Source organism: Streptomyces sp. NPDC046759 (genome assembly GCF_040645475.1).
Lineage (GTDB): Bacteria > Actinomycetota > Actinomycetes > Streptomycetales > Streptomycetaceae > Streptomyces.
This window is the reverse complement of sequence record NZ_JBEYYJ010000003.1, coordinates 199,259-221,262: the sequence shown is the minus strand read 5'-3', so window position 1 is coordinate 221,262 and position 22,004 is coordinate 199,259. Positions and strand designations below refer to the sequence as shown.

Here is a 22,004-nt window from a genome sequence, read left to right as displayed (position 1 = left end):
ACCTGCGCCGGGTTCCATGGTGATCGTGACGCGCATCCGACGTGAGGTACTGACGCTGCCCGCCGCGCAGTTGGGCCCCGACAACCCCCTGCCCCCGCTGCGCCCTCTCGACGAGGTCCCCCGCGTCGAGAGCCGCGACCGGGACGGCATGCCGCGGGACATGGCCCGCCAGCTCGGCCACGAGCCGCTGCGCAGTCTGCTTCCGGTCCGCGTGCGCGACGGCTACGACAGAACCCGCGAGCCCCGCGCCTTCGACGCCCTGGTGATCGAGAACGACCGGTTGCGCGCCACCGTCCTGCCCGGTCTCGGGGGCCGTATCGCCTCCCTGGTCCACCTGCCCACCGGACGCGAACTCCTCTACCGCAATCCGGTGTTCCAGCCCGCCAACTTCGCCCTCAACGGCGCCTGGTACTCCGGCGGCATCGAATGGAACATCGGCGCCACCGGCCACACGACGTTGTCCTGCGCTCCCCTGCACGCCGCCCGCGTCCCCGCCCCCGACGGCGGCGAGATGCTGCGCCTGTGGGAGTGGGAGCGGCTGCGCGACCTGCCCTTCCAGGTCGACCTGTGGCTGCCCGACGGCTCAGACTTCCTCCATGTCGGCGTCCGCATCCGCAACCCGCACGAGCGGCCGGTGGCGACGTACTGGTGGTCCAACGTCGCCGTGCCCGAGGAGGTCCGGGTCCTCGCCCCGGCGGACGAGGCCTGGCTGCCCCACTGCCTCGAGGGCGTGGGAGGTACCCCCACCGGCTCCGAACGCCGGCTGCGCCGCATCCCCGTTCCCACGTACGACGGCATCGACCGCACCCATCCCCTCAACAGCCCCTACGCCGCCGACTACTTCTACGAGGTGCCGGAGGGCCGCCGCCGCTGGATCGCCGCGCTGGACGCCGAGGGCCACGGGCTGGTGCAGACCTCCACCGACGTCCTGCGCGGCCGCAAGCTCTTCGTGTGGGGCCACCTGCCCGGCGGCCGGCGCTGGCAGCAGTGGCTGACCGAACCCGGCACCGGCGGCTACTGCGAGATCCAGGCCGGACTCGCCCGCACCCAGCTGGAGCATGTCCGGCTGGAGGCGGAGAGCGAGGTGTCCTGGCTGGAGGCGTACGGGCCGCTCGACGCGCCGCCCGCGGGGGAGTGGACCCAGGTGGTCCGGGGCGCCGGGGAACGGCTCGAGGACGCCCTGCCCCGCACCCGGGTCGACGAGGCCTACGCGGCGTGGCGGCCGTGCGCCGACACCGAACCCGCCGAGATCCTGGCCGCCGGATCCGGCTGGGGTGCGCTCGAAGTGCTGCGCGCCGACTGGAAACTGCCCGGCACCCCTTTCCCCGAGTCCACCCTCGGCGTGGCCCAGAAGCCCTGGCGGGAACTGCTGCGCACCGGCTCGCTGCCGGAGCCGCGCCGGGTACGCCCGCCCGGCGAGACCCTCGTCGCCCCGCACTGGCGCGACATGCTGGAGACCGCGCCCGCCACCCCGCACACCGAGTACCACCTCGGCGTCGCCCAGTGGCACGCCGGCGACCGCGCCCAGGCCGTCCGCAGCTGGGAGCGCGCCCTCCACCTCGCCCCGTCCCTCTGGCCGTTGCTGCGCTGCCTGGCCGTCGCCGACCAGGAGTCCGGCCACCACGAGCGGGCCGCCGAGCGGTACGCGGACGCCTTCGACGACCTGTGCCGCGAGCGGCGCGACGACGGCGCGGCGTGGACCGCTGCCGTGGCCGCGCTCGGCCGGGAGACCCTGGAGGCGTTGCTGAGGGTGCGGCGCACGGCGGACGCCCGGGCCGTCTGGGACCGGCTGCTGCCCGCCGTCCGCCGGCGCGGCCGGTTCCGGCTGCTGGAGGCCGAACTGCTGCTCGCCGAGGGGCGGGTCGCCGAGGCACGGGCCGTCCTCGACACCGGCTTCGAGGTCGCCGACCTCCGCGAAGGGGAGGAGACGATCGGCCGGCTGTGGGCCCGGCTCACCGACGAGCCGCTGCCCGCCCGTCACGACTTCCGGATGCGGCCCGGTCCGACCTGACCGGCTCAGCCCCGCTGGTCGACGTACTCGAAGACCGACCCGTCCGGATGCATCGCGAGGAGATTGCGGCCCGCCGGTGTCGGCACCGGTCCGGCGATGATCCGGGCGCCGAGTTCCGTCAGCAGCCGGTGGGCCTCGTCCACGTCCTTCACCGCGATGGTCGCGGCGACCCTGCGCAGGATCTCCAGTTCCTCCTCAGGGCCGCTCATGAGCAGAAAGGATCCGATCGCGGCGACCTGCACCCCGCCGCGCTCGAAACGCAGCGCTCTGCCACCCGCCAGCCGCTCGTAGAAGGGGACCGCGGTCTCGAGGTCGTCGACGCAGATGCGCAGCGAGGCGCCCACAATGTCCATGCGTCCGAGCCTAGTTGGGGCGGCCGGGGCCGTGCAGGACGCCCGCGTTACCGGCTGTGTCCGGCGGGTACCCGCACGTCATGAACGGTTCTGACCATCTGGAACATCTGGACAAGCACCTCGTCGAAGAGCTCGCGCAGGTGGCGCGGGAGACGGTGCGCGACGAGCTGCGCGAGCAGACCCGCAAACAGCGCCGCACCGCCTTGCTCTACGCCGGGTCAGCCGCCGCCGCCCTGTACGCGGGTGCCGCGGTGGCCCTCGCCGTGGGCCTGGCCCTGGCGATCGGTCTGCCCGGCTGGGCGGCCGCGCTGATCACGGCGGCGATCATGGGGGTGGCGGCCTGTCTGCTGCGCGGTGCCGCCCGTCCGAAGCACGCTCACCCGTCGGCGCCCGGTCCCGCCATCGGCGCCACCGGCCCGGCCGGGCTGGGCGTGCCGTACCCGCCGATGCCGACGGAGCCCCCGGAGACCGGCCACCACAGGGCCTGAAGCAACCTGAAGCCACGGGGCTTGAAGCACCTGGAGCGCCGGAGCACTGGAGCAGCGGGGGGTGCCCGCACCAGCGGTGGGCGGGCATCCGCGCCCGGGGACGCGCGGGTACCGCCCCCGCTTCACCCGCCGAGCCCCTCACCCGCCGAGCCCCTCACCCGCCGAGTCCCTCACCCGCCGAGTCCCTCACCCGCCGAGCTGCGGCAGCACCTTGGTCCGGTAGAAGTCGAAGAAGCCGCGCTGGTCCTTCCCGATCTGGTTCACGTACACCCGGTCGAACCCGGCGTCCGCGAACGCCTTCAGCGTGGACACGTGCTGCTCGGCGTCGTCCCCGCACACGACCTTCTCCCGCACCATGTCCTCGGTGACCAGCTCCTGCAGCTGCTCGAAGTGCCGCGGCGAGGGCAGCACCTGTCCCATCTCCCCGGGCAGCAGCTCGTTGTACCAGAGCGAGCGCACCGTCCGGACGCACTCCTGGCGATCGGTGCCGAAGCAGACCTTCGTCCCGCCGTTGACCGGTTTCGTCCCGCCACCGCCCTTGCGGAACTGCGTGACCATCTCCTCCTCAGGCATCATCGTGATGTAGCCGTCGCCCACCCGGGCGGCCAGGGACGTGGCCTTCGGCCCGAAGCCGGAGATGTCGATCGGGACGGGCTCGTCGGGGACGGTGTAGAGGCGGGCGTTCTCCACGGTGTAGTGCGTGCCGTGGTGGTTGACCTCCTCGCCGGTGAACAGCCGGCGCATCACCTGGATGGCCTCTTCCAGCATTTCCAGACGCACGTGCACCGGCGGCCAGCGGTCGCCGAGGATGTGCTCGTTCAGTGCCTCGCCGGTGCCGACGCCGAGCCGGAAGCGGCCCTCGGTCATCACCGCGCTCGTCGCCGCCGCCTGCGCGGTCACCGCCGGGTGCATCCGCACGGTCGGGCAGGTGACCGCCGTCTCGATCGGCAGCGACACCGCCTCCGACAGGGCGCCGATCACCGACCACACGAACGCGCTCTGCCCCTGCGCGTCGTTCCAGGGGTGGAAGTGGTCGGAGATCCACAGCGCCTGGAACCCGGCCTGCTCGGCCATCCGGGCCTGTTCGACGAGCGCCGCGGGGTCGTGCTCCTCGCTCGCCAGGAAATAGCCGTACTCAGGCATGGGGAAACCTCCGCGCGGGCGCAGCTGTGATCCGGTCCCGCGCCGGGTAACCGGTGCGGGACCGGGCGAAACACCCCGGTACGGCGCGGCGTTCGGGTGCTCCGACCGGCGTACGGGTGACCCGCGCGGCGTTTGGGTGCCCCCGCCCCGGTTACGCGGAAGACCTCGGACGAGCCACACCCGCCGGAGGCGCACCGTGAGCCGACCCCACGTCGTGATCGTCGGCGCCGGTTTCGCCGGGTACCGGGCTGCCCGCACACTGGCCCGTCTCACCCGGAACCGGGCCGACATCACCCTGCTGAACCCGACCGACTACTTCCTGTACCTGCCCCTGCTGCCCCAGGTCGCGGCCGGCATCCTGGAGGCGCGCAGGGTCACCGTCTCGCTGCCCGGCACCCTGCGCGGGGTACGGCTGGTGCTCGGCGAGGCGGACCACGTCGACCTCGACGGACGCGCGGTCCACTACAGCGATCCCGAGGGCCGCGTCGGCGCCCTCCGCTACGACCGGCTGGTGCTGGCCGTCGGCAGCGTCAACAAGCTGCTGCCCGTCCCCGGTGTCGCCGAGCACGCGCACGGCTTCCGCGGGCTGCCCGAGGCGCTGTACCTGCGCGACCACGTGACCCGGCAGGTGGAGCTGGCCGCCACGGAGGACGATGCCGAGCTGCGCGCGGCCCGGTGCACCTTCGTCGTCGTCGGTGCCGGCTACACCGGCACCGAGGTGGCCGCACAGATGCAGTTGCTCACCGACCGGCTGGTCCGACGGCATCCGCTGCCCGGCGGGCTCCGGCCGCGCTGGCTGCTGCTCGACGTGGCAGGGCGCGTGCTGCCGGAGATGGACGAGCGGCTGTCCCGTACGGCCGGCCGCGTGCTGCGGGGGCGGGGCGTCGACGTGCGGATGGGCACCTCGGTGAAGGAGGCCACCCGTGACGGGGTGCTCCTCACCGACGGGGAGTTCGTCTCCTCCCGGACGCTGGTGTGGTGCGTCGGGGTACGGCCCGATCCGCTGGTGGAGGCGGTCGGCCGGCCGCTCGAGCGCGGCCGTCTGATCGTCGACCCGTACCTGCGGGTGCCGGGCCGCGAGGACGTGTACGGCTGCGGGGACGCGGCCGCCGTACCCGACCTGGAACACCCGGGGAGCGGGGAGTCCGGGGGACCTCCCCCGGAAAGGCGCAGCACGCCGATGACCGCCCAGCACGCCTGGCGGCAGGGCCGGGTGGCCGCGGAGAACGTGGCCGCCTCGCTCGGTCTGGGCAGGCGCCGGCGGCCCTACCGCCATCGCGACCTGGGTTTCGCGGTCGACCTCGGCGGGGCCCGGGCCGCCGCCAACCCGTTCGGCGTACCGCTGTCCGGGCCGGCGGCCGGCGCGGTCACCCGCGGCTACCACCTGGCCGCGCTGCCGGGCAACCGGATCCGGGTCGCCGCGGACTGGCTGCTGGACGCCGTACTGCCCCGTCAGGGCGTCCAGTTGGGCCTCGTCCGCTCCTGGTCGGTCCCCCTGGACACCGCCTCCCCCGAGCTGCCGCGCGTACCGGGCGGGCCGCGACGCCCGGACGCACCGGAGCAGCCGGAGCAGCCGGCCGAACCGGAACGCACCAGCGCACCGCGAGCCACCGGACGCGAGGACCACCCCGCCCCCGGCCCCGTCAGGCGGACCGATCCACCGGACCCCGCCGCCCGGTGACCCTGCGGTCCGCCCCCCTTCGAATCACCGCAAGGAGACTCATGAACACCGACGAACTGGCCGAACTGGGACAGCAGTTGCGCGTGGACAGCGTGCGGGCGTCCGCCGCCGCCGGATCCGGGCACCCCACGTCGTCCATGTCCGCCGCCGACTTGATGGCCGTGCTCCTCGCCAACCATCTGCGCTACGACTTCGAACGCCCCGAGCACCCCGCCAACGACCGTTTCGTGCTGTCCAAGGGACACGCATCACCCCTGCTGTACGCCGCGTACAAGGCGGCCGGCGCCATCGAGGACGGCGAGCTGCTCACCTTCCGCAAGATCGGCAGCCGGCTGGAGGGACATCCGACGCCCCGCCGGCTGCCCTGGGTGGAGACGGCCACCGGATCCCTCGGCCAGGGTCTGCCGGTCGGGGTCGGCATCGCCCTCGCCGGCAAGCGGCTGGAGCGCACCGGTCACCGGGTGTGGGTGCTGTGCGGTGACAGCGAACTGGCGGAGGGCTCGGTGTGGGAGGCGGCGGAACACGCCGGGTTCGAGCACCTGGACAACCTGATCGCGATCGTGGACGTCAACCGGCTCGGCCAGCGCGGACCCACCCGGCACGGCCACGACCTGGACGCCTACGCCCGCCGTTTCCAGGCCTTCGACTGGCACACCATCGAGATCGACGGCCATGACGTCGACAAGATCGACCGGGCCTACGGCGAGGCTCTGTCCACGACCGGGCAGCCCGTGGTGATCCTCGCCCGCACCCTCAAGGGCAAGGGCGTCGCCGCCGTCGAGGACCTCGAGGGCCACCACGGCAAGCCGCTCCCGGACGCCGACGAGGCCGTCGCCGAGCTCGGCGGCCCGCGCACGCTGCACGTCCGAGTCGGCGAGCCGCCGGCCGCCGCGGCGCTGCGCGACCGGACGACCGAGGTGCTGCAGCTGCCGCGGTACGACGAGGGTGACGAGGTGGCGACCCGGGACGCCTTCGGCGCGGCGCTCGCCGCGCTCGGCTCCGCCCGCGGGGATGTCGTGGCCCTGGACGGCGAGGTCGGCGACTCGACCCGTACCGAGGAGTTCGCCAAGGCCCACCCCGACCGGTTCTTCGAGTGCTATATCGCCGAGCAGCAACTGGTCGCCGCGGCCGTCGGGATGGCCGCACGGGGCTGGCTGCCGTACGCGTCGACGTTCGCCGCGTTCCTCACCCGCGCCTACGACTTCGTGCGGATGGCGTCCATCAGCGGCTCCGGCATCAACCTGGTCGGCTCGCACGCCGGAGTCGCGATCGGACAGGACGGGCCCTCGCAGATGGGTCTGGAGGACCTGGCGATGTTCCGTGCCGTGCACGGCTCGACGGTGCTGTATCCGTGCGACGGCAACCAGACCGCCAAGCTGGTCGCGGCCATGGCCGGTCTCGACGGAGTCCGCTACCTGCGCACCTCGCGCGGCAAGACACCGGTGATCTACGGCCCCGACGAGGACTTCCCGGTGGGCGGCAGCAAGACGCTCCTGTCCAGTGAGGAGGACCGGCTGACCGTCGTCGCGGCCGGGGTCACCGTGCCGGAGGCGCTCGCCGCGGCCGACCGGCTCGCCGAGGACGGCATCCGGGTGCGGTTGATCGACCTGTACTCCGTCAAACCCGTCGACGTGGACACGCTGCGCCGGGCCGCCGAGGAGACCGGCTGTCTGCTCACCGTGGAGGACCACCACGCCGAGGGCGGCCTCGGTGACGCGGTCGCCGAGGCCTTCGGCGACGGCCGGCCGGTGCCCCGGCTGGTCCGGCTGGCGGTGCGCACCATGCCGGGCTCCGCCGCTCCGGACGAGCAGCTGCACGCGGCCGGCATCGACGCCGCGGGCATCGCGGCGGCCGCCAAGCTGCTGGTGGAGGAGGCGGTCGTGCGATGAGCGGCGCGGACGCCCGGGAGATACGGGCGGGGCGCCGCACGGTGGAGATCCAGCGGCCCGGGAAGGTGCTCTTCCCGGGCGGCGCGGACACCGGGGAGTACACCAAGGGCGACCTCGCCGAGTACTACAGGCGTGTCGCTCCCCACCTGCTGCCGCACCTGCGAGGCCGTCCGCTGATGCTGGAGCGCCGTCCGGACGGCCTGGACGGGCAGCGGTTCATGCAGAAGAACACCCCCGACCACTACCCGGAGTGGATCACCCGGGCGAAGGTCGCCAAGGAGGGCGGCACAGTCACCCATGTCGTCTGCGACGACACCGCCACCCTCCTCTACCTGGCCGACCAGGCATGCATCACCCTGCACCGCTGGCTCTCGCGCACCGACCGGGCCGGCGGCGTCGACCACCCCGACCAGCTCGTGTTCGACCTGGATCCGGCCGACGGCGACTTCGCCCGGGTCCGCGAGGCGGCGGGCTGGGTGAGGGAGCTGCTGGACGAGCTGGGACTGCCCGCCGCCCCCATGACCACCGGCTCGCGCGGCCTCCATCTGGTGGTCCACCTCGACGGCCGGCACGACTTCGACGAGGTGCGGCAGTTCGCTCACGACGTGGCCGGCCTGGCGGCGGCCCGGCATCCGGACCGGCTCACCACGGCCGCCCGCAAGCAGGACCGAGACGACCGCCTTTACCTCGACGTGCAGCGCAACGCCTACGCGCAGACAGCCGTCGCTCCCTACACCGTCCGGGCTCTGCCGGGCGCGCCCGTCGCGGTGCCCCTAGCCTGGGAACAGGTGGACGATCCCGGCACCGACGCCCGGCGCTGGACGATCGGCGACGCCGTGGACCAGGCGCGCACCGATCCCTGGGCCGGGGTGCCCAGCCGCGGCCGCTCCCTGAGGGCCGCTCGCAGCAGGCTCGCCGCACTGAATGGCTGACACAGGTACCCCTTCCGACCAGGCATGACGGGCAGACCGCCGCATGCGATGGCTCTCGGAGGTTTGGCCCCGGACGTGGCGGCCACACGCAGGGGAGAGGTGGCCATGTCGAACGCAAAAGACACATCCCAGACACAGAGTTCACGCGAGTCACAGGACTCGCACGACTCACAGCCCAAGACGGACCACGCGGCGGACGACCACCGTGCGACCCCGATGGAGGTCCTGCGCCAGGCCCGCGCCCAGCTCGCCGAACTCACCGGCCTCGTACCGGAGTCGGTGTCCTCGTTCGAGCAGACGGAGGACGGCTGGTCGCTGGAGGTGGAGGTCCTCGAACTGGCGAGGGTGCCCGACACGATGAGCCTCATGGCGAGCTACCAGGTCGAACTCGACCCGGAGGGACAGCTCAGCGGCTACCGGCGTGTCCGCCGCTACGAACGCGGGAGGGCCGACCCGCGCGGCGGCCACTAGGCCCCCCGCGTCGCCCAGAGAACCGTGTACGACCACGTACCGACTACTCAGGAGGAGGAATCGCCGGCATGACTGTTGTTCCGGCGCAGCAGACCGGAGGCGGAGGCGGCAGCAGCGGTCTCTACGACGTGCTCGAGCTGGTTCTCGACAGGGGGCTCGTGATCGACGCGTTCGTGCGCGTTTCCCTGGTCGGCATCGAGATCCTGAAGATCGACGTCCGTGTGGTGGTGGCCAGCGTCGACACCTATCTGCGCTTCGCCGAGGCGTGCAACCGGCTCGACCTGGAGGCCGGGCCCCGCAAGAGCCCCGGGCTGCCCGACCTCGTCGGCGAGGTCACCGAGTCGGGCGCCCGCGGCAAGTCCAAGGGCGCGCTGTCCGGCGCGGCGGAGACCATCTCCGACGCCTTCAAGCAGGCACGCCAGGAGGGTGAGGGCGAGTCCCGGCCGCGCCCCCGCAAGGCCACGACGCGCCGTAAGGAGGAGCAGGAGTGAGCACCTACGTCTACGGGATCACCACGCGTGCGCACCCGGCCCTTCCCGAGGGCATGGCCGGAGTCGGGGAGCCGCCCCGGCCGGTGCGGGTCCTCACCGCCGGTGAGCTGGCCGCCGTGGTCAGCGACGCCCCCGAGGACCTGCGTCCCAAGCGGCGTGACCTGCTCGCGCACCAGAACGTGCTCGCCGAGTCCGGCGCGGCCGGCTGTGTGCTGCCCATGCGCTTCGGCAGTATCGCCCCCGACGACGACGCCGTCACCCAGGTGCTCAGCGAGCGGGCCGACCACTACCAGGAGCGGCTGCGCGAACTCGACGGCAAGATCGAGTACAACGTCAAGGCCACCCACGTCGAAGAAGCCGTCCTGCACATGGTGATGGCGGAGAACGCCGGCATGCGCGAACTCGCCGAGGCCAACCGCCGCGCCGGCGGCGGCAGCTACGACGACAAGATCCGCCTCGGCGAGATGGTCGCGGCCGCCGTCAAGGCCAAGGAGGCCGAGGACGCCGCCGAGGTGCGGCGCCTGCTGACGCCGGCCGCGGCCGCGATCAGCGTGGGCCCCGAGTCCACCGGATGGCTGGTCAACGTCTCGTTCCTGGTCGCCCGGGACACGGCCGAGGACTTCCTGGCCGCGGTGGAGGAGGTCCGCAAGAGCCACCCCCACCTCGACCTGCGCGTCAACGGCCCGCTCCCGCCGTACAGCTTCGTCGAGCCCGGGCCCGCCGAGCCCGCGGGCACCACGGCCGGTGCGGACGCCGGAGCTCACTAGCAGGGCTTCTCGGCCCGAGCGGAAGGAGGACACCGTGGGACTGATCGGTGAGGTGCTGATGCTGCCGTTCGCCCCCGTGCGCGGCAGCGCCTGGGCCATCAGACAGGTACTCCGCGAGGCGGAACGGATCTACTACGACCCCGCCACCGTCAGGGCCGAACTCGCCCGCCTCGAGGAGAAGTTGGAGGCGGGCGAGATCACTGAGGAGGAGTTCGACCGGCAGGAGGACGAACTGCTCGACCGGCTGGAGATCGCGCTGCGCTCCGGCGACACGACAGGTAACGGGACGTGACATGAACCGAACCGCACTGGGCCTCGCCGTAGGGGCCGGATACTTTCTGGGACGCACGAAGAAGCTGAAAATGGCGCTCGCGGTCGGCTCCCTGGTGGCCGGCAAGAAGCTCAACCTCAGCCCGCGCATGGTCGCCGATCTGGTGAACCAGCAGCTGAAGAACAACCCGCAGTTCAAGGAGATCGGCGACCAGCTGCGCCAGGATCTGAGGGGGGTCGGCAAGGCCGCCTCCGGCGCCATGGTCGAACGGCAGATGAACTCCCTCGCCGACCGGCTGCACGGGCGTACCGAGCAGGTCCGCGACCAGCTCTCCGGCGGGCTGCCCACGGACTCCGGCGAGCGGGACGACCGCGACGACGAGGACGCCTACGACGACGATCACGAGGACCGGGCGGACCGGCGCCGCGAGGACCGCGAGGACGAGGACGGAGCCGACGACCGCGAGGGCGAGCAGCGCGGCCGCAAGCCCGCCGGGAAGGCCCCGGCGAAGAAGGCTCCCGCCAAGAAGGCCGGAGGCGGCAAGGCCCCGGCGAAGAAGGCGGCCCCCGGCAAGAAAGCGGCCGCCAAGAAGACGAGTACGGCCCGGAAGAAGGCTGCCAGGACGACGACCGCCGTCGGCGGCGCCGCCCGCGGTGGCGAGTCCCGGCAGTCGAAGGACGGCGATGACCGATGACCGAGACCCTCGGATCGGCCACCTCCGCGGCCGACAAGGCCGCGGGCGCGGCCAAGGAGAATCCGCTGGCTGACCTGGCCCACAGCGAGGCCGCCGACCGGCTCAAGGCCGAGGCGCAGGAATACCTCGCCGCGCAGGCCACGAAGCTGCTCACCGGCCTGGGACGCAAGCTGGGCGAGACCACCCTGAAGCTCAACGACATAGCCGAGGGCAACAGCCCGGGCTTCGCCAAGCTGGCTCTGGAGGGTGGCCGCAAGCTCGCCGAGGGCAAGGGGCCGGTGCGCTCCGCCCTGGAACTCGGCGCCTCCCGCGCCAAGGACAGCGTCATGGGCGCGGTCAAGAACCTCGGGGGCGGCAAGGGGAGAAAGAAGGGCGGCGGAGGCAACAAACCCACGGTCATCATGGAGTCCGTCGACGTCGGAGTGCCGCTGCGCACGGCTTACGACCAGTGGACCCAGTACCAGGACTTCTCCACCTTCGCCAAGGGCGTCAAGAGCGCGAGCCGCGCCGACGACACGCATTCGGACTGGCAGGCGAAGATCTTCTGGTCCAACCGCAGCTGGAAGGCGCACACCACCGAGCAGGTCCCCGACCAGCGCATCCAGTGGACGTCCGAGGGCGCCAAGGGCACCACCAAGGGCGTCGTCACCTTCCACGCCCTCGAAGAGAACCTGACCCGGATCCTGCTGGTCATCGAGTACTACCCGAGCGGTCTCTTCGAGAAGACCGGCAACATCTGGCGCGCCCAGGGCCGCCGGGTCAGGCTGGATCTGAAGCACTTCGCCCGCCACATCACCTTCAAGGCCGAGGCGGATGACGGCTGGCGCGGCGAGATCCGCGACGGCGAGGTGGTCCGCAGTCACGAGGACGCCCTTGCGGAGGAGGAGTCCGAGGCGCAGGAGGAGTCCGAGGAGCCCCGGGACGAGAACGAGGAGGAGCCCGAGGGGTACGAGGACGAGAACGAGGAGGGGGAAGGCGAAGAGGAGGAGTCCGAGGAGCCCGAGGAGTACGAGGACGAGGAAGAGGGGCCGTACGAGGACGAGGAAGAACCTGAGGGCGCGGACGAACCCGAGGACGAGGGCGAGCCCGAGCGCGAGGACGAGGAGGAGTACGAGGACGAGGAGGACGAGCCGGAGTACGCCGGGCGCGGGAGTCGTCGATGACGACGCCCAGCCGGTTCCCCGAGCCGTACGGTCACAGCAGCGGAGCCAACCTCGCCGACATCCTGGAGCGCGTGCTCGACAAGGGTGTGGTGATCGCGGGTGACATCCGGATCAATCTGCTCGACATCGAACTGCTCACCGTCAAGCTGCGGCTCATCGTCGCCTCGGTGGACAAGGCCAAGGAGATGGGGATCGACTGGTGGGAGAGCGACCCGGCCCTCTCCTCCCGTGCCCGCCGCGACGAGCTGACCCGGGAGAACGCCGAGCTGAGAGAGCGGCTGGCCCGGCTGGAGGAGCTGGAGCCGGGCCGTGCGCCGAAGGAGGCACCATGACCGGACTGCGCTACGTCTACGCCGTCTGCCGCCCCTTCGGGACACCCCTGCAGTCCCAGCTCACGGGCGTCGGGGGCGCCCCGCCGGCGTTGCTGCGCCACCACGGGCTGGTCGCGGTCGTCAGTCAGGTACCTGCGGCCGACTTCTGCGAGGAGGCGCTGAAGTCGCACCTGGAGGACCTGGACTGGCTGTCCGCGACCGCCCGTGCCCACCAAGGCGTGATCGACGCACTCACCACGGTCACCACCCCGCTGCCGCTCCGTCTGGCGACCGTCTTCCGCGACGACAGTGGGGTGCGCTCCATGATCGAGGCCCGTGAGGAGGACTTCTGCCGCACCCTGGACCGGCTGGACGGCCGGGTGGAGTGGGGCGTGAAGCTGTACCTGGAGGCCGAGCCCGCCGAGCCGGCCCCCGCCGCCCCCGCGAAGCCGGCGAGCGGCCGGGACTATCTGCGCCGGCGCCGCGAGAGTACGCACGCGCAGGAGGAGCAGTGGCAGCACGCCGAGGCGTTCGCCCACTCGCTGCACGAGCGGCTGTCCCGGCACGCGGAGGATTCCCGGCTGCACGCCCCGCAGAATTCCGCGCTTTCCACCGCGGCCGGCCGGAACATTTTGAACGCTGCTTATCTGGTACCCCGTGCGCATTCCGAGGAATTTGTGGAACTGGTGGATCGCACAAAGGACGAGGCGCCCGGAATTCGGGTGGAACTCACCGGCCCCTGGGCCGCCTATTCGTTTACGGGGGAGGCGTCGTGACCGTCATCGAACGGCGCGAGATCGCACTCGTCGACCTGCTCGACCGGCTGCTCGCCGGCGGAGTCGTGATCACCGGCGACATCACGCTGCGCATCGCGGACGTCGACCTGGTCCGTATCGATCTGAACGCGCTGATCAGCTCGGTGAACGCGTCCGTCCCCTCGCCCTTCGAGGAGATCGTGTGACCCCCCGCAACCGGCTCGACCTGGAACCCGACACGGTCGAGCGCGACCTGGTGAAACTCGTGCTCACGGTGGTGGAACTGCTCCGGCAGCTGATGGAGCGGCAGGCCGTGCGCCGCTTCGACACCGGCGACCTGACCGAGGAGCAGGAGGAGCGGATCGGGCTCACCCTGATGCTCCTGGAGGACCGCATGGCCGAGCTGCGCGAGCGCTACGGACTGCGGCCCGAGGACCTCAACCTGGACCTCGGGCCGCTCGGACCGCTGCTTCCCCGCGACTAGCGCACGGTGGCCGGCCGGCCCGCCACCGGCTCACGGTGGCCGGCCGGCTCACGTCACCACCGGTATGAGTGCCAGAAGCAGTACCAGCAGAATGGGAACCACAGTCGCCGACCTCCTGCCGGCAGGGTTTCCCGGATTCCGCGGATCAGGGTTCTTTACGGCACAGAATCTCCCCGTGCAGGACCGCGAACCAGCCGTCCTCGCTCCGGCCCCACGCCCGCCACGCCTCGGACACGGCCCGCAACTCGTCCCCCGTCGCGTGCCCGCCCCGCGTGGCCCGGTCGGCGTACGCGGAGGCCAGGGTGCGGTCCGCCCACAGCCCGCTCCACCAGGACCGTTCCTCGGGCGTGGCGAACGTCCAGTTGCTTGAGGTGGCGGTGATGTCGGCCAGCCCCGCGGCCAGCGCCCACGACTTCAGCCGGCGCCCGGCGTCGGGCTCGCCCCCGTTGGCGCGGGCGACCCGCTCGTACAGGTCCAGCCAGTCGTCCAGCCCGGGCACCTCCGGGTACCAGGTCATGGCCGCGTAGTCCGCGTCGCGTACGGCGATGTACCCGCCCGGCTTGGTCACCCGGTGCATCTCGCGCAGCGCCTGCACCGGGTCGCCGACGTGCTGCAGCACCTGGTGGGCGTGGACCACGCAGAAGGAGTCGTCCGGAAAGTCCAGGGCGTGCACGTCGGCGACCGCGAAGTCCACGTTGGTCAGCCCGCGCCCGGCGGCGGTGGCCCGGGCCTGTTCCAGGATGCCGGGCGCGTGGTCGACGCCGGTGACCCGGCCGTCCGGGACCCGTTCGGCCAGGTCGGCCGTGATGGTGCCCGGCCCGCAGCCGATGTCGAGGATCCTCATGTGGGGCTTCAGGGAGCCGAGCAGATAGGCCGCGGAGTTCTCGGCGGTCCGCCAGAGGTGCGACCGCAGCACCGACTCGTGGTGCCCGTGCGTGTAGACGGCGGTCTCCTGCGCTTTCGGCATGACTTTCCCCTTCGACCCTCGGCGCCGGTGGTGCACCTCACCGTACGCGCGCAGGCCGAATAATGAGACCGGTGTTTCACATGTTGGATCTCGTGGGTGTCCCGGCGGTGCGTCAGAAGACCGTGCGCACCGGACGGTAGACCGTCAGCGCCTGCGGCAGCTTCTCCACGGTCACCTCGCCCGACACGGACGTCACCTCACCGTCGTACGCCAGCGGGGTGCCCGGCGCGAGACCGGTCAGCCGGAGCCGGTCGACCTGCACCGCCGCGTGTGCCGGGGAACGGGTCAGAGGACCGGCCGCGGCAGCCGCCAGCAGCCGCAGCGCGGGCCGGCGGCTGCCGTGCACCACCCGCACGTCCAGCAGCCCGTCCGCGAGATCGGTACGACGGCCCGGAGCCAGCCCCATACGGTGGTAGACGCCGTTGCCGACGAACAGCAGCCACAGCGGCCATCGTTCCCCGCCGACCTCCACCTCCAGCGGATGCCGGTCCGCGCGCAGCACCCGCAGCGCGCCCAGCAGCCCGGCCGGCCAGCCGCCGATCCGGTGCGACCAGCTCTCCCGCACACGGACCAGTTCCGGGTAGACACCCAGGCTGAGCGTGTTCAGGAACAGGCCCTCACCGCAGTCGCCCGCATAGCGGCCCGCGTCCACCAGGACCGCCTCGCCGTGCCGCACCGCACGAGCCAGATCGCGCTCGTCCTCCACGCCCAGGTCCAGGGCGAAGTGGTTGAGGGTGCCGCCGGGCAGCACCGCGAGCGGCAGCCCGTGCCGGAGCGCGATCCCGGCGGCCGCGTTCACCGTGCCGTCGCCTCCGCACACACCCAGCACCCGTGCGCGGGCCGCCGCCTTCGCCAGCTCGTCACCCACCTCCTCCGCCGCGCACTCGACGATCTCCGCCTTCGGCAGCGCGCCCTGCAGCGCACGGACCCGGTCCGCGGTGCCCGAGTCCCGGTTGGCGACCACCACCAGACCCTCGCCCTCCGGCAGCGCGGGCGCCTCCGCACGCACCCGGGCCGGGCGCCGCACCTGCGCGCGGGTCGGCATCAGCCGCCGCACCAGGAAGGCCGCGCCCGCCCCGAGCGCCGCCCCGGCCAGTACATCGCTCGGGAAGTGCACACCCGTGTAGACCCGGGAGGCCGCCACCGAGAACGCCACCGGCGCCACCGCCGCGCCCCACGCCGGGGACTCCAGCGCGACCCCCGTCGCGAACGCGGCGGCCGACGCGGCGTGCCCGGACGGGAAGGAGGTAGTGATCGGCTGCCGCTTCAGCTGCCGCACCAGCGGAACCGGGTCCAGCACCGGCCGCGCGCGGCGCACCGAGCGCTTGCCGATCGTGTTGATGGCCAGCGAGGCCACGGTCAGAGAGGCCAAGCCCCGGGCGGCCGCCCGACGGGCCCTCGGGGTGCGGACCGCCGCCATCGCGGCGGCCGTCGCGAACCACAGCACCCCGTGGTTCGCGCTGCGGCTGAGGCGGGGCAGCAACCGCTCGGCGCCCGGCCAGTGCCAGGCGGCGGCAGCCTCGAACAAGCGGCCGTCCGCATCGAGCAGCCGGCACAGGGGGTTGCGGCCGGTCGTGCGGGCCGTCAGGTCCAGATCTGGGCTCATGCTGGTCCGGTTACCCTGAAGTACCCGTTTCTTGTGCCCGCCCGCTGCGGCGGGCGCCCGGCCGGCCGGTAAGGAGATCCCCCGGATGCGCCTCCTCCTCGTCCGACACGGTGAGACCCCGTCCAACGTGGACCATCTGCTGGACACCGCCGTACCGGGCCCGGCGCTGACCGCGCTCGGCGAGGCACAGGCCGCCGCACTGCCCGGGGCACTCGCCGACGAGGACATCGAGGCCCTCTACGCCTCCACCCTGCTGCGCACCCAGCTCACCGCCGCCCCGCTGGCCGCCGCCCGCGGCCTCCCCTTGATCGTCCGCGACGGCATCCGCGAGCTGTCCGCCGGCGACCTGGAGATGCTGCCCGGCGCAACCCCCGAGGGCCGGGAGTACCTGCGCACGGTGTTCGCGTGGGCGGCCGGCGACACCGCGCTGCGCGTTCCGGGCGGAGAGAGCGGCGCGGAGGCCCTGGCCCGGTACGACGCCGTGGTGGCCGAGGCCGCCGCGAGCGGCGCCCGCACCGTCGCGATGATCAGCCACGGCGCCGCGATCCGCGTGTGGACCGCGGCCCGCGCCGACAACGTCGACGTCGCCTTCGCCGCCGCCCGCCCCTTGGCCAACACCGGCGTGATCGTCCTGGAGGGCTCGCCGTCCGACGGGTGGAAGGCCCTGGCGTGGGAGGGCGCCACGGTGGAGCCGGCCGGGGAGGGCGGCCCGGCGGGGGAGCCGGTCCAGGCGGCCGGATAGCGGGCGCTAACGCTCGAGGAACGGGAGCAGGACCGAGACGAGGTCGGTGGGCGCGTCCACCGCGATCAGGTGACCTGCGGCGGGGAACTCGGCCAGGCAGGCGCCGGGAATCGCGGCGGCGTACCGCCGGCCGATGTCCTGGAAGTCGGGGACGTCCAGGTTGCCGATGCCGACCAGGGTGGGGACGCGGACGGCGGCCAGGTCGCCGGTCGCGGGGCCCTGGGAATGCTCCGCCACGACGTCCTGGTTCACCAGCGACGCCCGCATCGGGCCACGGAGCCGGTCGGCCAGGCCGGCAGCGACGTCCTCCCACTCCCGCGCCGGTCCGCGCAGCCACATGTCCAGGTTGACGCGGACGGCGGCGTCCAGGTCGCCCGCGGCCAGGGCCGCGGTCTCCGCCTCGTCGTACGCGATCATCTCCGCGGACCAGTCGTATCCGGGCCATGGCGGCGCGAGCAGCGCCAGGGAGTGCAGCCGGTCCGGGGCGGTGAGGGCGAGGTCCAGAGCCACGCGCCCGCCCCAGGAGGCGCCCACGAGCCTGGCGCGTTCGTGCCCGAGGTGGTCCAGCAGGCGGCGCAGGTCGTCGGCGTCGCCGTACGGTCCGGTCGGGGCCGCGGACTCACCGAAGCCGCGCAGGTCGTAGCGGATGACGGTGTGCCGCGCGGCGAGGGACGGCACGACGTCGTCCCACATACGGTGGTCGGCGACACCGGCGTGCACGAGGACGACGGGAGGTCCGTCCCCCGCCACGTCGTAGGAGAGGTGACCGCGGTCATCGGAGTAGGCGAGCATCCGCAGATGATCACAGCATCCCGGCGCACGTGCCACCCCATAACCGGTGCCGTTCCATGACCGGTGCCACCGCATGACCGCCGGATAACGGTTTGCCCGCAGGGAGGCCGCCCCGGAGAATGCCGCCTCATGGGACATCTGGAAGCCGCGCACCTCGAGTACCACCTCCCCGACGGGAGGACCCTGCTGGGGGACGTGTCCTTCCGGGTCGGCGAAGGCGCCGCCGTCGCCCTGGTGGGCCCCAACGGTGCCGGCAAGACCACCCTGCTCCGGCTGATCTCCGGCGAGCTGAAGCCGCACGCCGGCACCGTCACCGTCAGCGGCGGCCTCGGTGTGATGCGCCAGTTCGTGGGCTCCGTGCGCGACGAGACGACCGTGCGGGACCTGCTCGTCTCCGTCGCCCCGCCCCGCATCCGCGAGGCCGCCCGGGCCGTCGACGAGGCCGAGCACGCCATCATGACCGTCGACGACGAGGCCGCCCAGCTGGCGTACGCGCAGGCCCTCGCCGACTGGGCGGAGGTGCGCGGCTACGAGTCCGAGACCCTGTGGGACATCTGCACCACCGCCGCTCTGGGCATGCCCTACGAGCGTGCCCAGTGGCGGCAGGTGCGCACCCTCTCCGGCGGCGAGCAGAAACGCCTGGTCCTGGAGGCGCTGCTGCGCGGCACCGACGAGGTACTGCTGCTGGACGAGCCGGACAACTACCTGGACGTGCCCGGCAAACGGTGGCTGGAGGAGCAGCTCGGCGAGACGCGGAAGACGGTCCTGTTCGTCTCCCACGACCGGGAACTCCTGGCCCGCGCCGCCGAGAAGATCGTCTCCGTGGAGCCCGGACCGGCCGGCGCCGACGCCTGGGTGCACGGCGGCGGCTTCGCCACCTACCACGAGGCCCGCCGGGAACGCTTCGCCCGCTTCGAGGAGCTGCGCCGCCGCTGGGACGAGAAGCACGCCCAGCTGAAGAAGCTCGTCCTGAACCTCCGCCAGGCCGCCTCCGTCAGCCATGAGCTGGCCTCCCGGTACGCCGCCGCCCAGACCCGCCTGCGCAAGTTCGAGGAGGCGGGGCCGCCCCCGGAGCCGCCGCGCGAGCAGGACATCAGCATGCGCCTGAAGGGCGGCCGTACCGGCGTGCGAGCCGTCACCTGCAAGGGACTCGAACTGACCGGCCTGATGAAACCCTTCGACCTGGAGGTCTTCTACGGCGAGCGGGTCGCCGTCCTCGGCTCCAACGGCTCCGGCAAGTCGCACTTCCTGCGCCTGCTCGCCGGTGAGGACGTGGCGCACACGGGGGAGTGGAAGCTGGGCGCCCGCGTCGTACCCGGGCACTTCGCGCAGACCCATTCCCATCCCGGACTCCAGGGCCGGACCCTGCTCGACATCCTGTGGAAGGAACACTCCCAGGACCGCGGGGCCGCCATGTCCCGGCTGCGCCGTTACGAGCTGACCCAGCAGGCCGAGCAGGCCTTCGACCGGCTCTCCGGCGGCCAGCAGGCCCGCTTCCAGATCCTGCTGCTGGAACTGGAGGGCGCCACCGCACTGCTGCTGGACGAGCCGACCGACAACCTCGACCTGGAGTCGGCCGAGGCCCTGCAGGAAGGGCTGGAGGCGTTCGACGGCACGGTCCTCGCGGTCACCCACGACCGCTGGTTCGCCCGCTCCTTCGACCGCTATCTGGTCTTCGGCAGCGACGGCCGCGTCCGCGAGACCCCGGAACCGGTCTGGGACGAACGCCGCGTCGAGCGCGCCCGCTAGGCCTGCCGTAGAACTCCCGTCGTCCGCCCGGCGGGCCGGTCAGGTCCAGCAGCGGTCTCACCCCTCGTCGGGGCCGGGCCGACCCATGCGGAGGCCCAGGACCCCGGATGTTCGTACAGTGGACTCAGGAACGCGAGCTCCATGGATTCCCCCCGGAAACCGCTCGGGGCAGTACGTGCCGGGCGGGGTACCCGGGCCGGGACCAGGACACGGACACGACGAGCGGGGCACCACATGACCGGAGTCGACCCCAGCCGGCTGGACGACCAGCAGCTCATGAAGGAACTCGAGACGATCCACCGCACGCGCCACGACACCCTCCTGTACGGCTCGAACGACGCACTGCGGACCCACAACGAGCGCATGGCGCAGCTGGAGGGCGAGTACCTGCGCCGCAACCCGCGCCGCGTGGTCAGCGCGGCCCGTACCCGTGAGGGCGCCCGTGACCGGCGGTGCGGCGAGGCGGCGACTCCGGAGGCGTCCGGCACCTGACCCGAGGAGCGGCCCGGGTCCGCAGAGCCGGCAGGTGAGGAAGCGGTCCGTGCGGCCCCGGGGAACCGGGGGGTCGGACCCGGCGGCCCGGGCGCACGAGAAGGGCCGGCCCGCCTGGGCCGGCCCTCCGCCGGGCGCCGTGCTCGGGCCGGTCAGCCGGCCTCTCCGGCGAACACGTGCAGGAACGCGTCGCAGAACGCCTTCAGATCGTCCGGCTTCCGGCTCGTGATCAGCTGGTTGGAGCCGTGGTCGCAGATCTTCACCCGCTCGTCCACCCAGGTGCCGCCCGCGTTGCGGATGTCCGTCCGCAGACTCGGCCACGACGTCAGCACCCGGCCGCGTACGACGTCCGCCTCCACCAGCACCCACGGGCCGTGGCAGATCGCCGCGACCGGCCGGCCCTGGTCGAAGAAGTCCTTCACGAACGCCACGGCCTTGTCATCCATCCGCAGAAAGTCCGGATTGGCCACCCCGCCGGGCAGCACCAGCCCGCCGAACGACCCCGCCGAAGCCTCGCCGACCACCTCGTTCACATCGAACGTGTCCGCCTTGTCCAGATGGTTGAACGCCTGGACCTTCCCCGGCTCCGTCGACACCAGCACCGGCTCGTGCCCGGCGTCGGAGGCGGCCTTCCACGGCTCGGTCAGCTCGACCTGCTCGACACCCTCGGGCGCCATGAGAAACGCGATACGCATGACTTCACACTCTCCTTCCGGCTCTCTCCCGGCTCTCCCTTCGCGGCCTCGGGGACGCCCCGCTCGGCCCGCGCGCGGCCCCTGCGCCCCCGGGCCGTCCGCCCGCAGCGCAGCAGCTCCTCGCCGTACGGCAGCAGCACGCACAGCCCGATCGCCGCACCGATGCCGGCCAGATAGCCGGGCGACAACGGGCGCCGACGCGGCAGCAGCCGCCAGGCGTCAGGATCGCCGCGCCCGCCACGCAGCAGTGACCGCACCTGGTCGGCGTGCAGGCACATCAGCGAGGCGATCCCGCCGAACGGCAGCGACTCCAGGAAGCTGTGGATGTGCTGCTCGACCGGCTTGACCTCCCGGTCGCTGTCGACGGCCGTCCGCACGTCCCACAGCGCCGTCGCCTCGTGCACCGCCGCGGCGCCGAGCTGCAGGCTCAGCAGCAGCGGATTGATCCGGTAGCGCAGGGTCAGCGCGATCGGCAGACCCACCTCCGCCATCATCAGCGCGTGGATCGCGGACTCCTTCGTCCCCGAGGTGTCCTCGATCCGGGTGCGCCGGTGCATCACCCAGTCCGCGAGTCCGGGCACGAACCAGCCGGGCAGCAGGCCGTACAGCAGGAACCGTGTGGTCGCCTCCTCGACGTCCACGCCGGCCCCGTTCGCGAGAGCGGCCGCCTGGCCCCGGCTCATGCGCCCCCCACCAGCGCCTCGGCCAGCTGCTGCACGTTCTCGTAACGCGCCGAGTGCGGCAGTGCCGCCACCGAGTCGACCAGCGTGCCCGGCGCGTTCTGCCGGCGCAGAATCCGGGCCACGTCCCGGGCGGTCGCCGGGAACGAGCCGCGGCTCAGGGTGCGGGCCAGCTCCGAGCGCACCCGTTCCAGCGACGCCGGCGACCCCAGGCCGCCCACGGGCCCGCTCCACACCTCCGGATCGTCGTCCGCGGCCGGCTCCGGATCGTGCCACTCCTCTGCGCGTGTCGGATGCCCGGACCTCAGCAGTCCCTTCAGCTCGTGTTTCATCTCGTCGTCCCGGTGGACGCTCAGCCGGTCACTGCCTCGCTGCAT

25 protein-coding genes and 1 pseudogene are annotated in these 22,004 nt (G+C 72.7%); 18 read left to right on the top strand and 8 right to left on the bottom strand.

The window, feature by feature from the left end:
• Nucleotides 1-16 precede the first annotated feature (16 nt).
• On the top strand, nt 17-2,011 hold the full coding sequence (locus tag ABZ919_RS05770; RefSeq protein WP_361243189.1) for a DUF5107 domain-containing protein: 1,995 nt from the start codon (nt 17-19) through the stop codon (nt 2,009-2,011).
• A 5-nt stretch (nt 2,012-2,016) separates the two neighbouring features.
• On the opposite strand, the gene ABZ919_RS05765 is transcribed toward ABZ919_RS05770, so the two are convergent.
• Complete coding sequence (locus tag ABZ919_RS05765; RefSeq protein WP_361243187.1) at nt 2,017-2,364, bottom strand: VOC family protein; 348 nt, start codon at nt 2,362-2,364, stop codon at nt 2,017-2,019.
• Between the two features lie 80 nt (nt 2,365-2,444).
• Here ABZ919_RS05765 and ABZ919_RS05760 point away from each other — a divergent pair, with 80 nt between their 5' ends.
• Nucleotides 2,445-2,852 carry a phage holin family protein gene (locus tag ABZ919_RS05760; protein WP_361243186.1) on the top strand — a complete coding sequence of 136 codons (408 nt, stop codon included), beginning with the start codon at nt 2,445-2,447 and terminating at the stop codon, nt 2,850-2,852.
• Nucleotides 2,853-3,038: 186 nt separating this feature from the next.
• On the opposite strand, the gene ABZ919_RS05755 is transcribed toward ABZ919_RS05760, so the two are convergent.
• On the bottom strand, nt 3,039-3,995 hold the full coding sequence (locus ABZ919_RS05755; RefSeq protein WP_361243184.1) for an LLM class F420-dependent oxidoreductase: 957 nt from the start codon (nt 3,993-3,995) through the stop codon (nt 3,039-3,041).
• A 196-nt stretch (nt 3,996-4,191) separates the two neighbouring features.
• On the opposite strand from ABZ919_RS05755, the gene ABZ919_RS05750 reads away from it, so the two are divergent.
• The 13 genes from ABZ919_RS05750 (at nt 4,192) to ABZ919_RS05690 (ending at nt 13,904) form a co-directional block, all read left to right on the top strand.
• A complete protein-coding gene (locus tag ABZ919_RS05750) occupies nt 4,192-5,676 on the top strand; it encodes an FAD-dependent oxidoreductase (RefSeq protein ID WP_361243182.1) in 1,485 nt (494 codons plus the stop codon).
• Nucleotides 5,677-5,717: 41 nt separating this feature from the next.
• Entirely contained in the window at nt 5,718-7,565 is a 1,848-nt protein-coding gene (locus tag ABZ919_RS05745) for a transketolase (RefSeq protein WP_361243180.1), read from the top strand.
• Nucleotides 7,562-8,497, top strand: coding sequence for a non-homologous end-joining DNA ligase (ligD, locus tag ABZ919_RS05740; protein WP_361243178.1), 936 nt, complete (start codon nt 7,562-7,564; stop codon nt 8,495-8,497). The genes ABZ919_RS05745 and ligD overlap by 4 nt, the downstream gene beginning before the upstream one ends.
• A 105-nt stretch (nt 8,498-8,602) precedes the next feature.
• Entirely contained in the window at nt 8,603-8,968 is a 366-nt protein-coding gene (locus ABZ919_RS05735) for a gas vesicle protein (protein ID WP_361243176.1), read from the top strand.
• Between the two features lie 68 nt (nt 8,969-9,036).
• Nucleotides 9,037-9,459 (top strand): gas vesicle structural protein GvpA, encoded by a 423-nt coding sequence (locus ABZ919_RS05730; protein WP_361243174.1) that lies wholly within the window; start codon nt 9,037-9,039, stop codon nt 9,457-9,459.
• On the top strand, nt 9,456-10,226 hold the full coding sequence (locus ABZ919_RS05725; protein ID WP_361243172.1) for a GvpL/GvpF family gas vesicle protein: 771 nt from the start codon (nt 9,456-9,458) through the stop codon (nt 10,224-10,226). Before ABZ919_RS05730 ends, ABZ919_RS05725 begins: the two co-directional genes overlap by 4 nt.
• A gap of 34 nt (nt 10,227-10,260) precedes the next feature.
• Nucleotides 10,261-10,518 carry a gas vesicle protein GvpG gene (locus ABZ919_RS05720; RefSeq protein ID WP_361243171.1) on the top strand — a complete coding sequence of 86 codons (258 nt, stop codon included), beginning with the start codon at nt 10,261-10,263 and terminating at the stop codon, nt 10,516-10,518.
• A 1-nt stretch (nt 10,519) separates the two neighbouring features.
• Nucleotides 10,520-11,191 (top strand): DNA primase, encoded by a 672-nt coding sequence (locus ABZ919_RS05715; protein ID WP_361243169.1) that lies wholly within the window; start codon nt 10,520-10,522, stop codon nt 11,189-11,191.
• Nucleotides 11,188-12,354, top strand: a complete 1,167-nt coding sequence (locus ABZ919_RS05710; protein WP_361243167.1) for an SRPBCC family protein — start codon at nt 11,188-11,190, stop codon at nt 12,352-12,354. The genes ABZ919_RS05715 and ABZ919_RS05710 overlap by 4 nt, the downstream gene beginning before the upstream one ends.
• Entirely contained in the window at nt 12,351-12,686 is a 336-nt protein-coding gene (locus ABZ919_RS05705; protein WP_361243165.1) for a gas vesicle protein, read from the top strand. The genes ABZ919_RS05710 and ABZ919_RS05705 overlap by 4 nt, the downstream gene beginning before the upstream one ends.
• A complete protein-coding gene (locus ABZ919_RS05700; RefSeq protein WP_361243163.1) occupies nt 12,683-13,441 on the top strand; it encodes a GvpL/GvpF family gas vesicle protein in 759 nt (252 codons plus the stop codon). Before ABZ919_RS05705 ends, ABZ919_RS05700 begins: the two co-directional genes overlap by 4 nt.
• Nucleotides 13,438-13,626, top strand: a complete 189-nt coding sequence (locus tag ABZ919_RS05695; RefSeq protein WP_361243161.1) for a gas vesicle protein — start codon at nt 13,438-13,440, stop codon at nt 13,624-13,626. Before ABZ919_RS05700 ends, ABZ919_RS05695 begins: the two co-directional genes overlap by 4 nt.
• Nucleotides 13,623-13,904, top strand: coding sequence for a gas vesicle protein K (locus ABZ919_RS05690; protein ID WP_361243159.1), 282 nt, complete (start codon nt 13,623-13,625; stop codon nt 13,902-13,904). The genes ABZ919_RS05695 and ABZ919_RS05690 overlap by 4 nt, the downstream gene beginning before the upstream one ends.
• A 145-nt stretch (nt 13,905-14,049) precedes the next feature.
• On the opposite strand, the gene ABZ919_RS05685 is transcribed toward ABZ919_RS05690, so the two are convergent.
• Together ABZ919_RS05685 and ABZ919_RS05680 are read right to left on the bottom strand one after the other, a co-directional pair.
• Nucleotides 14,050-14,871: a class I SAM-dependent methyltransferase gene (locus ABZ919_RS05685; protein ID WP_361243157.1), complete on the bottom strand. Its 822-nt coding sequence runs from the start codon at nt 14,869-14,871 to the stop codon at nt 14,050-14,052.
• Nucleotides 14,872-14,983: 112 nt separating this feature from the next.
• Nucleotides 14,984-16,477 carry a phosphatase PAP2 family protein gene (locus tag ABZ919_RS05680; protein ID WP_361243155.1) on the bottom strand — a complete coding sequence of 498 codons (1,494 nt, stop codon included), beginning with the start codon at nt 16,475-16,477 and terminating at the stop codon, nt 14,984-14,986.
• Between the two features lie 85 nt (nt 16,478-16,562).
• On the opposite strand from ABZ919_RS05680, the gene ABZ919_RS05675 reads away from it, so the two are divergent.
• A complete protein-coding gene (locus tag ABZ919_RS05675; protein WP_361243153.1) occupies nt 16,563-17,219 on the top strand; it encodes a histidine phosphatase family protein in 657 nt (218 codons plus the stop codon).
• 6 nt (nt 17,220-17,225) lie between these two features.
• Here the strand turns inward: ABZ919_RS05675 and ABZ919_RS05670 are convergent, their stop codons facing one another.
• Entirely contained in the window at nt 17,226-18,011 is a 786-nt protein-coding gene (locus ABZ919_RS05670) for an alpha/beta fold hydrolase (protein ID WP_361243151.1), read from the bottom strand.
• A 129-nt stretch (nt 18,012-18,140) separates the two neighbouring features.
• Between ABZ919_RS05670 and ABZ919_RS05665 the strand changes: the two genes are divergently transcribed.
• The gene (locus tag ABZ919_RS05665) at nt 18,141-19,760 is read left to right on the top strand and encodes an ATP-binding cassette domain-containing protein (RefSeq protein WP_361243149.1); all 1,620 of its coding nucleotides are present in this window, start codon (nt 18,141-18,143) and stop codon (nt 19,758-19,760) included.
• A gap of 175 nt (nt 19,761-19,935) precedes the next feature.
• A pseudogene (locus tag ABZ919_RS05660) lies at nt 19,936-20,252 on the top strand (DUF6158 family protein).
• 152 nt (nt 20,253-20,404) lie between these two features.
• Here the strand turns inward: ABZ919_RS05660 and ABZ919_RS05655 are convergent.
• The 3 genes from ABZ919_RS05655 to ABZ919_RS05645 are packed head-to-tail and all read right to left on the bottom strand — an operon-like array spanning nt 20,405 to nt 22,004.
• Nucleotides 20,405-20,947, bottom strand: a complete 543-nt coding sequence (locus ABZ919_RS05655) for a type 1 glutamine amidotransferase domain-containing protein (RefSeq protein ID WP_361243147.1) — start codon at nt 20,945-20,947, stop codon at nt 20,405-20,407.
• Nucleotides 20,896-21,630, bottom strand: coding sequence for a diguanylate cyclase (locus ABZ919_RS05650; protein WP_361243145.1), 735 nt, complete (start codon nt 21,628-21,630; stop codon nt 20,896-20,898). Before ABZ919_RS05650 ends, ABZ919_RS05655 begins: the two co-directional genes overlap by 52 nt.
• Nucleotides 21,627-22,004, bottom strand: a complete 378-nt coding sequence (locus ABZ919_RS05645) for a DUF2795 domain-containing protein (protein WP_361243144.1) — start codon at nt 22,002-22,004, stop codon at nt 21,627-21,629. Before ABZ919_RS05645 ends, ABZ919_RS05650 begins: the two co-directional genes overlap by 4 nt.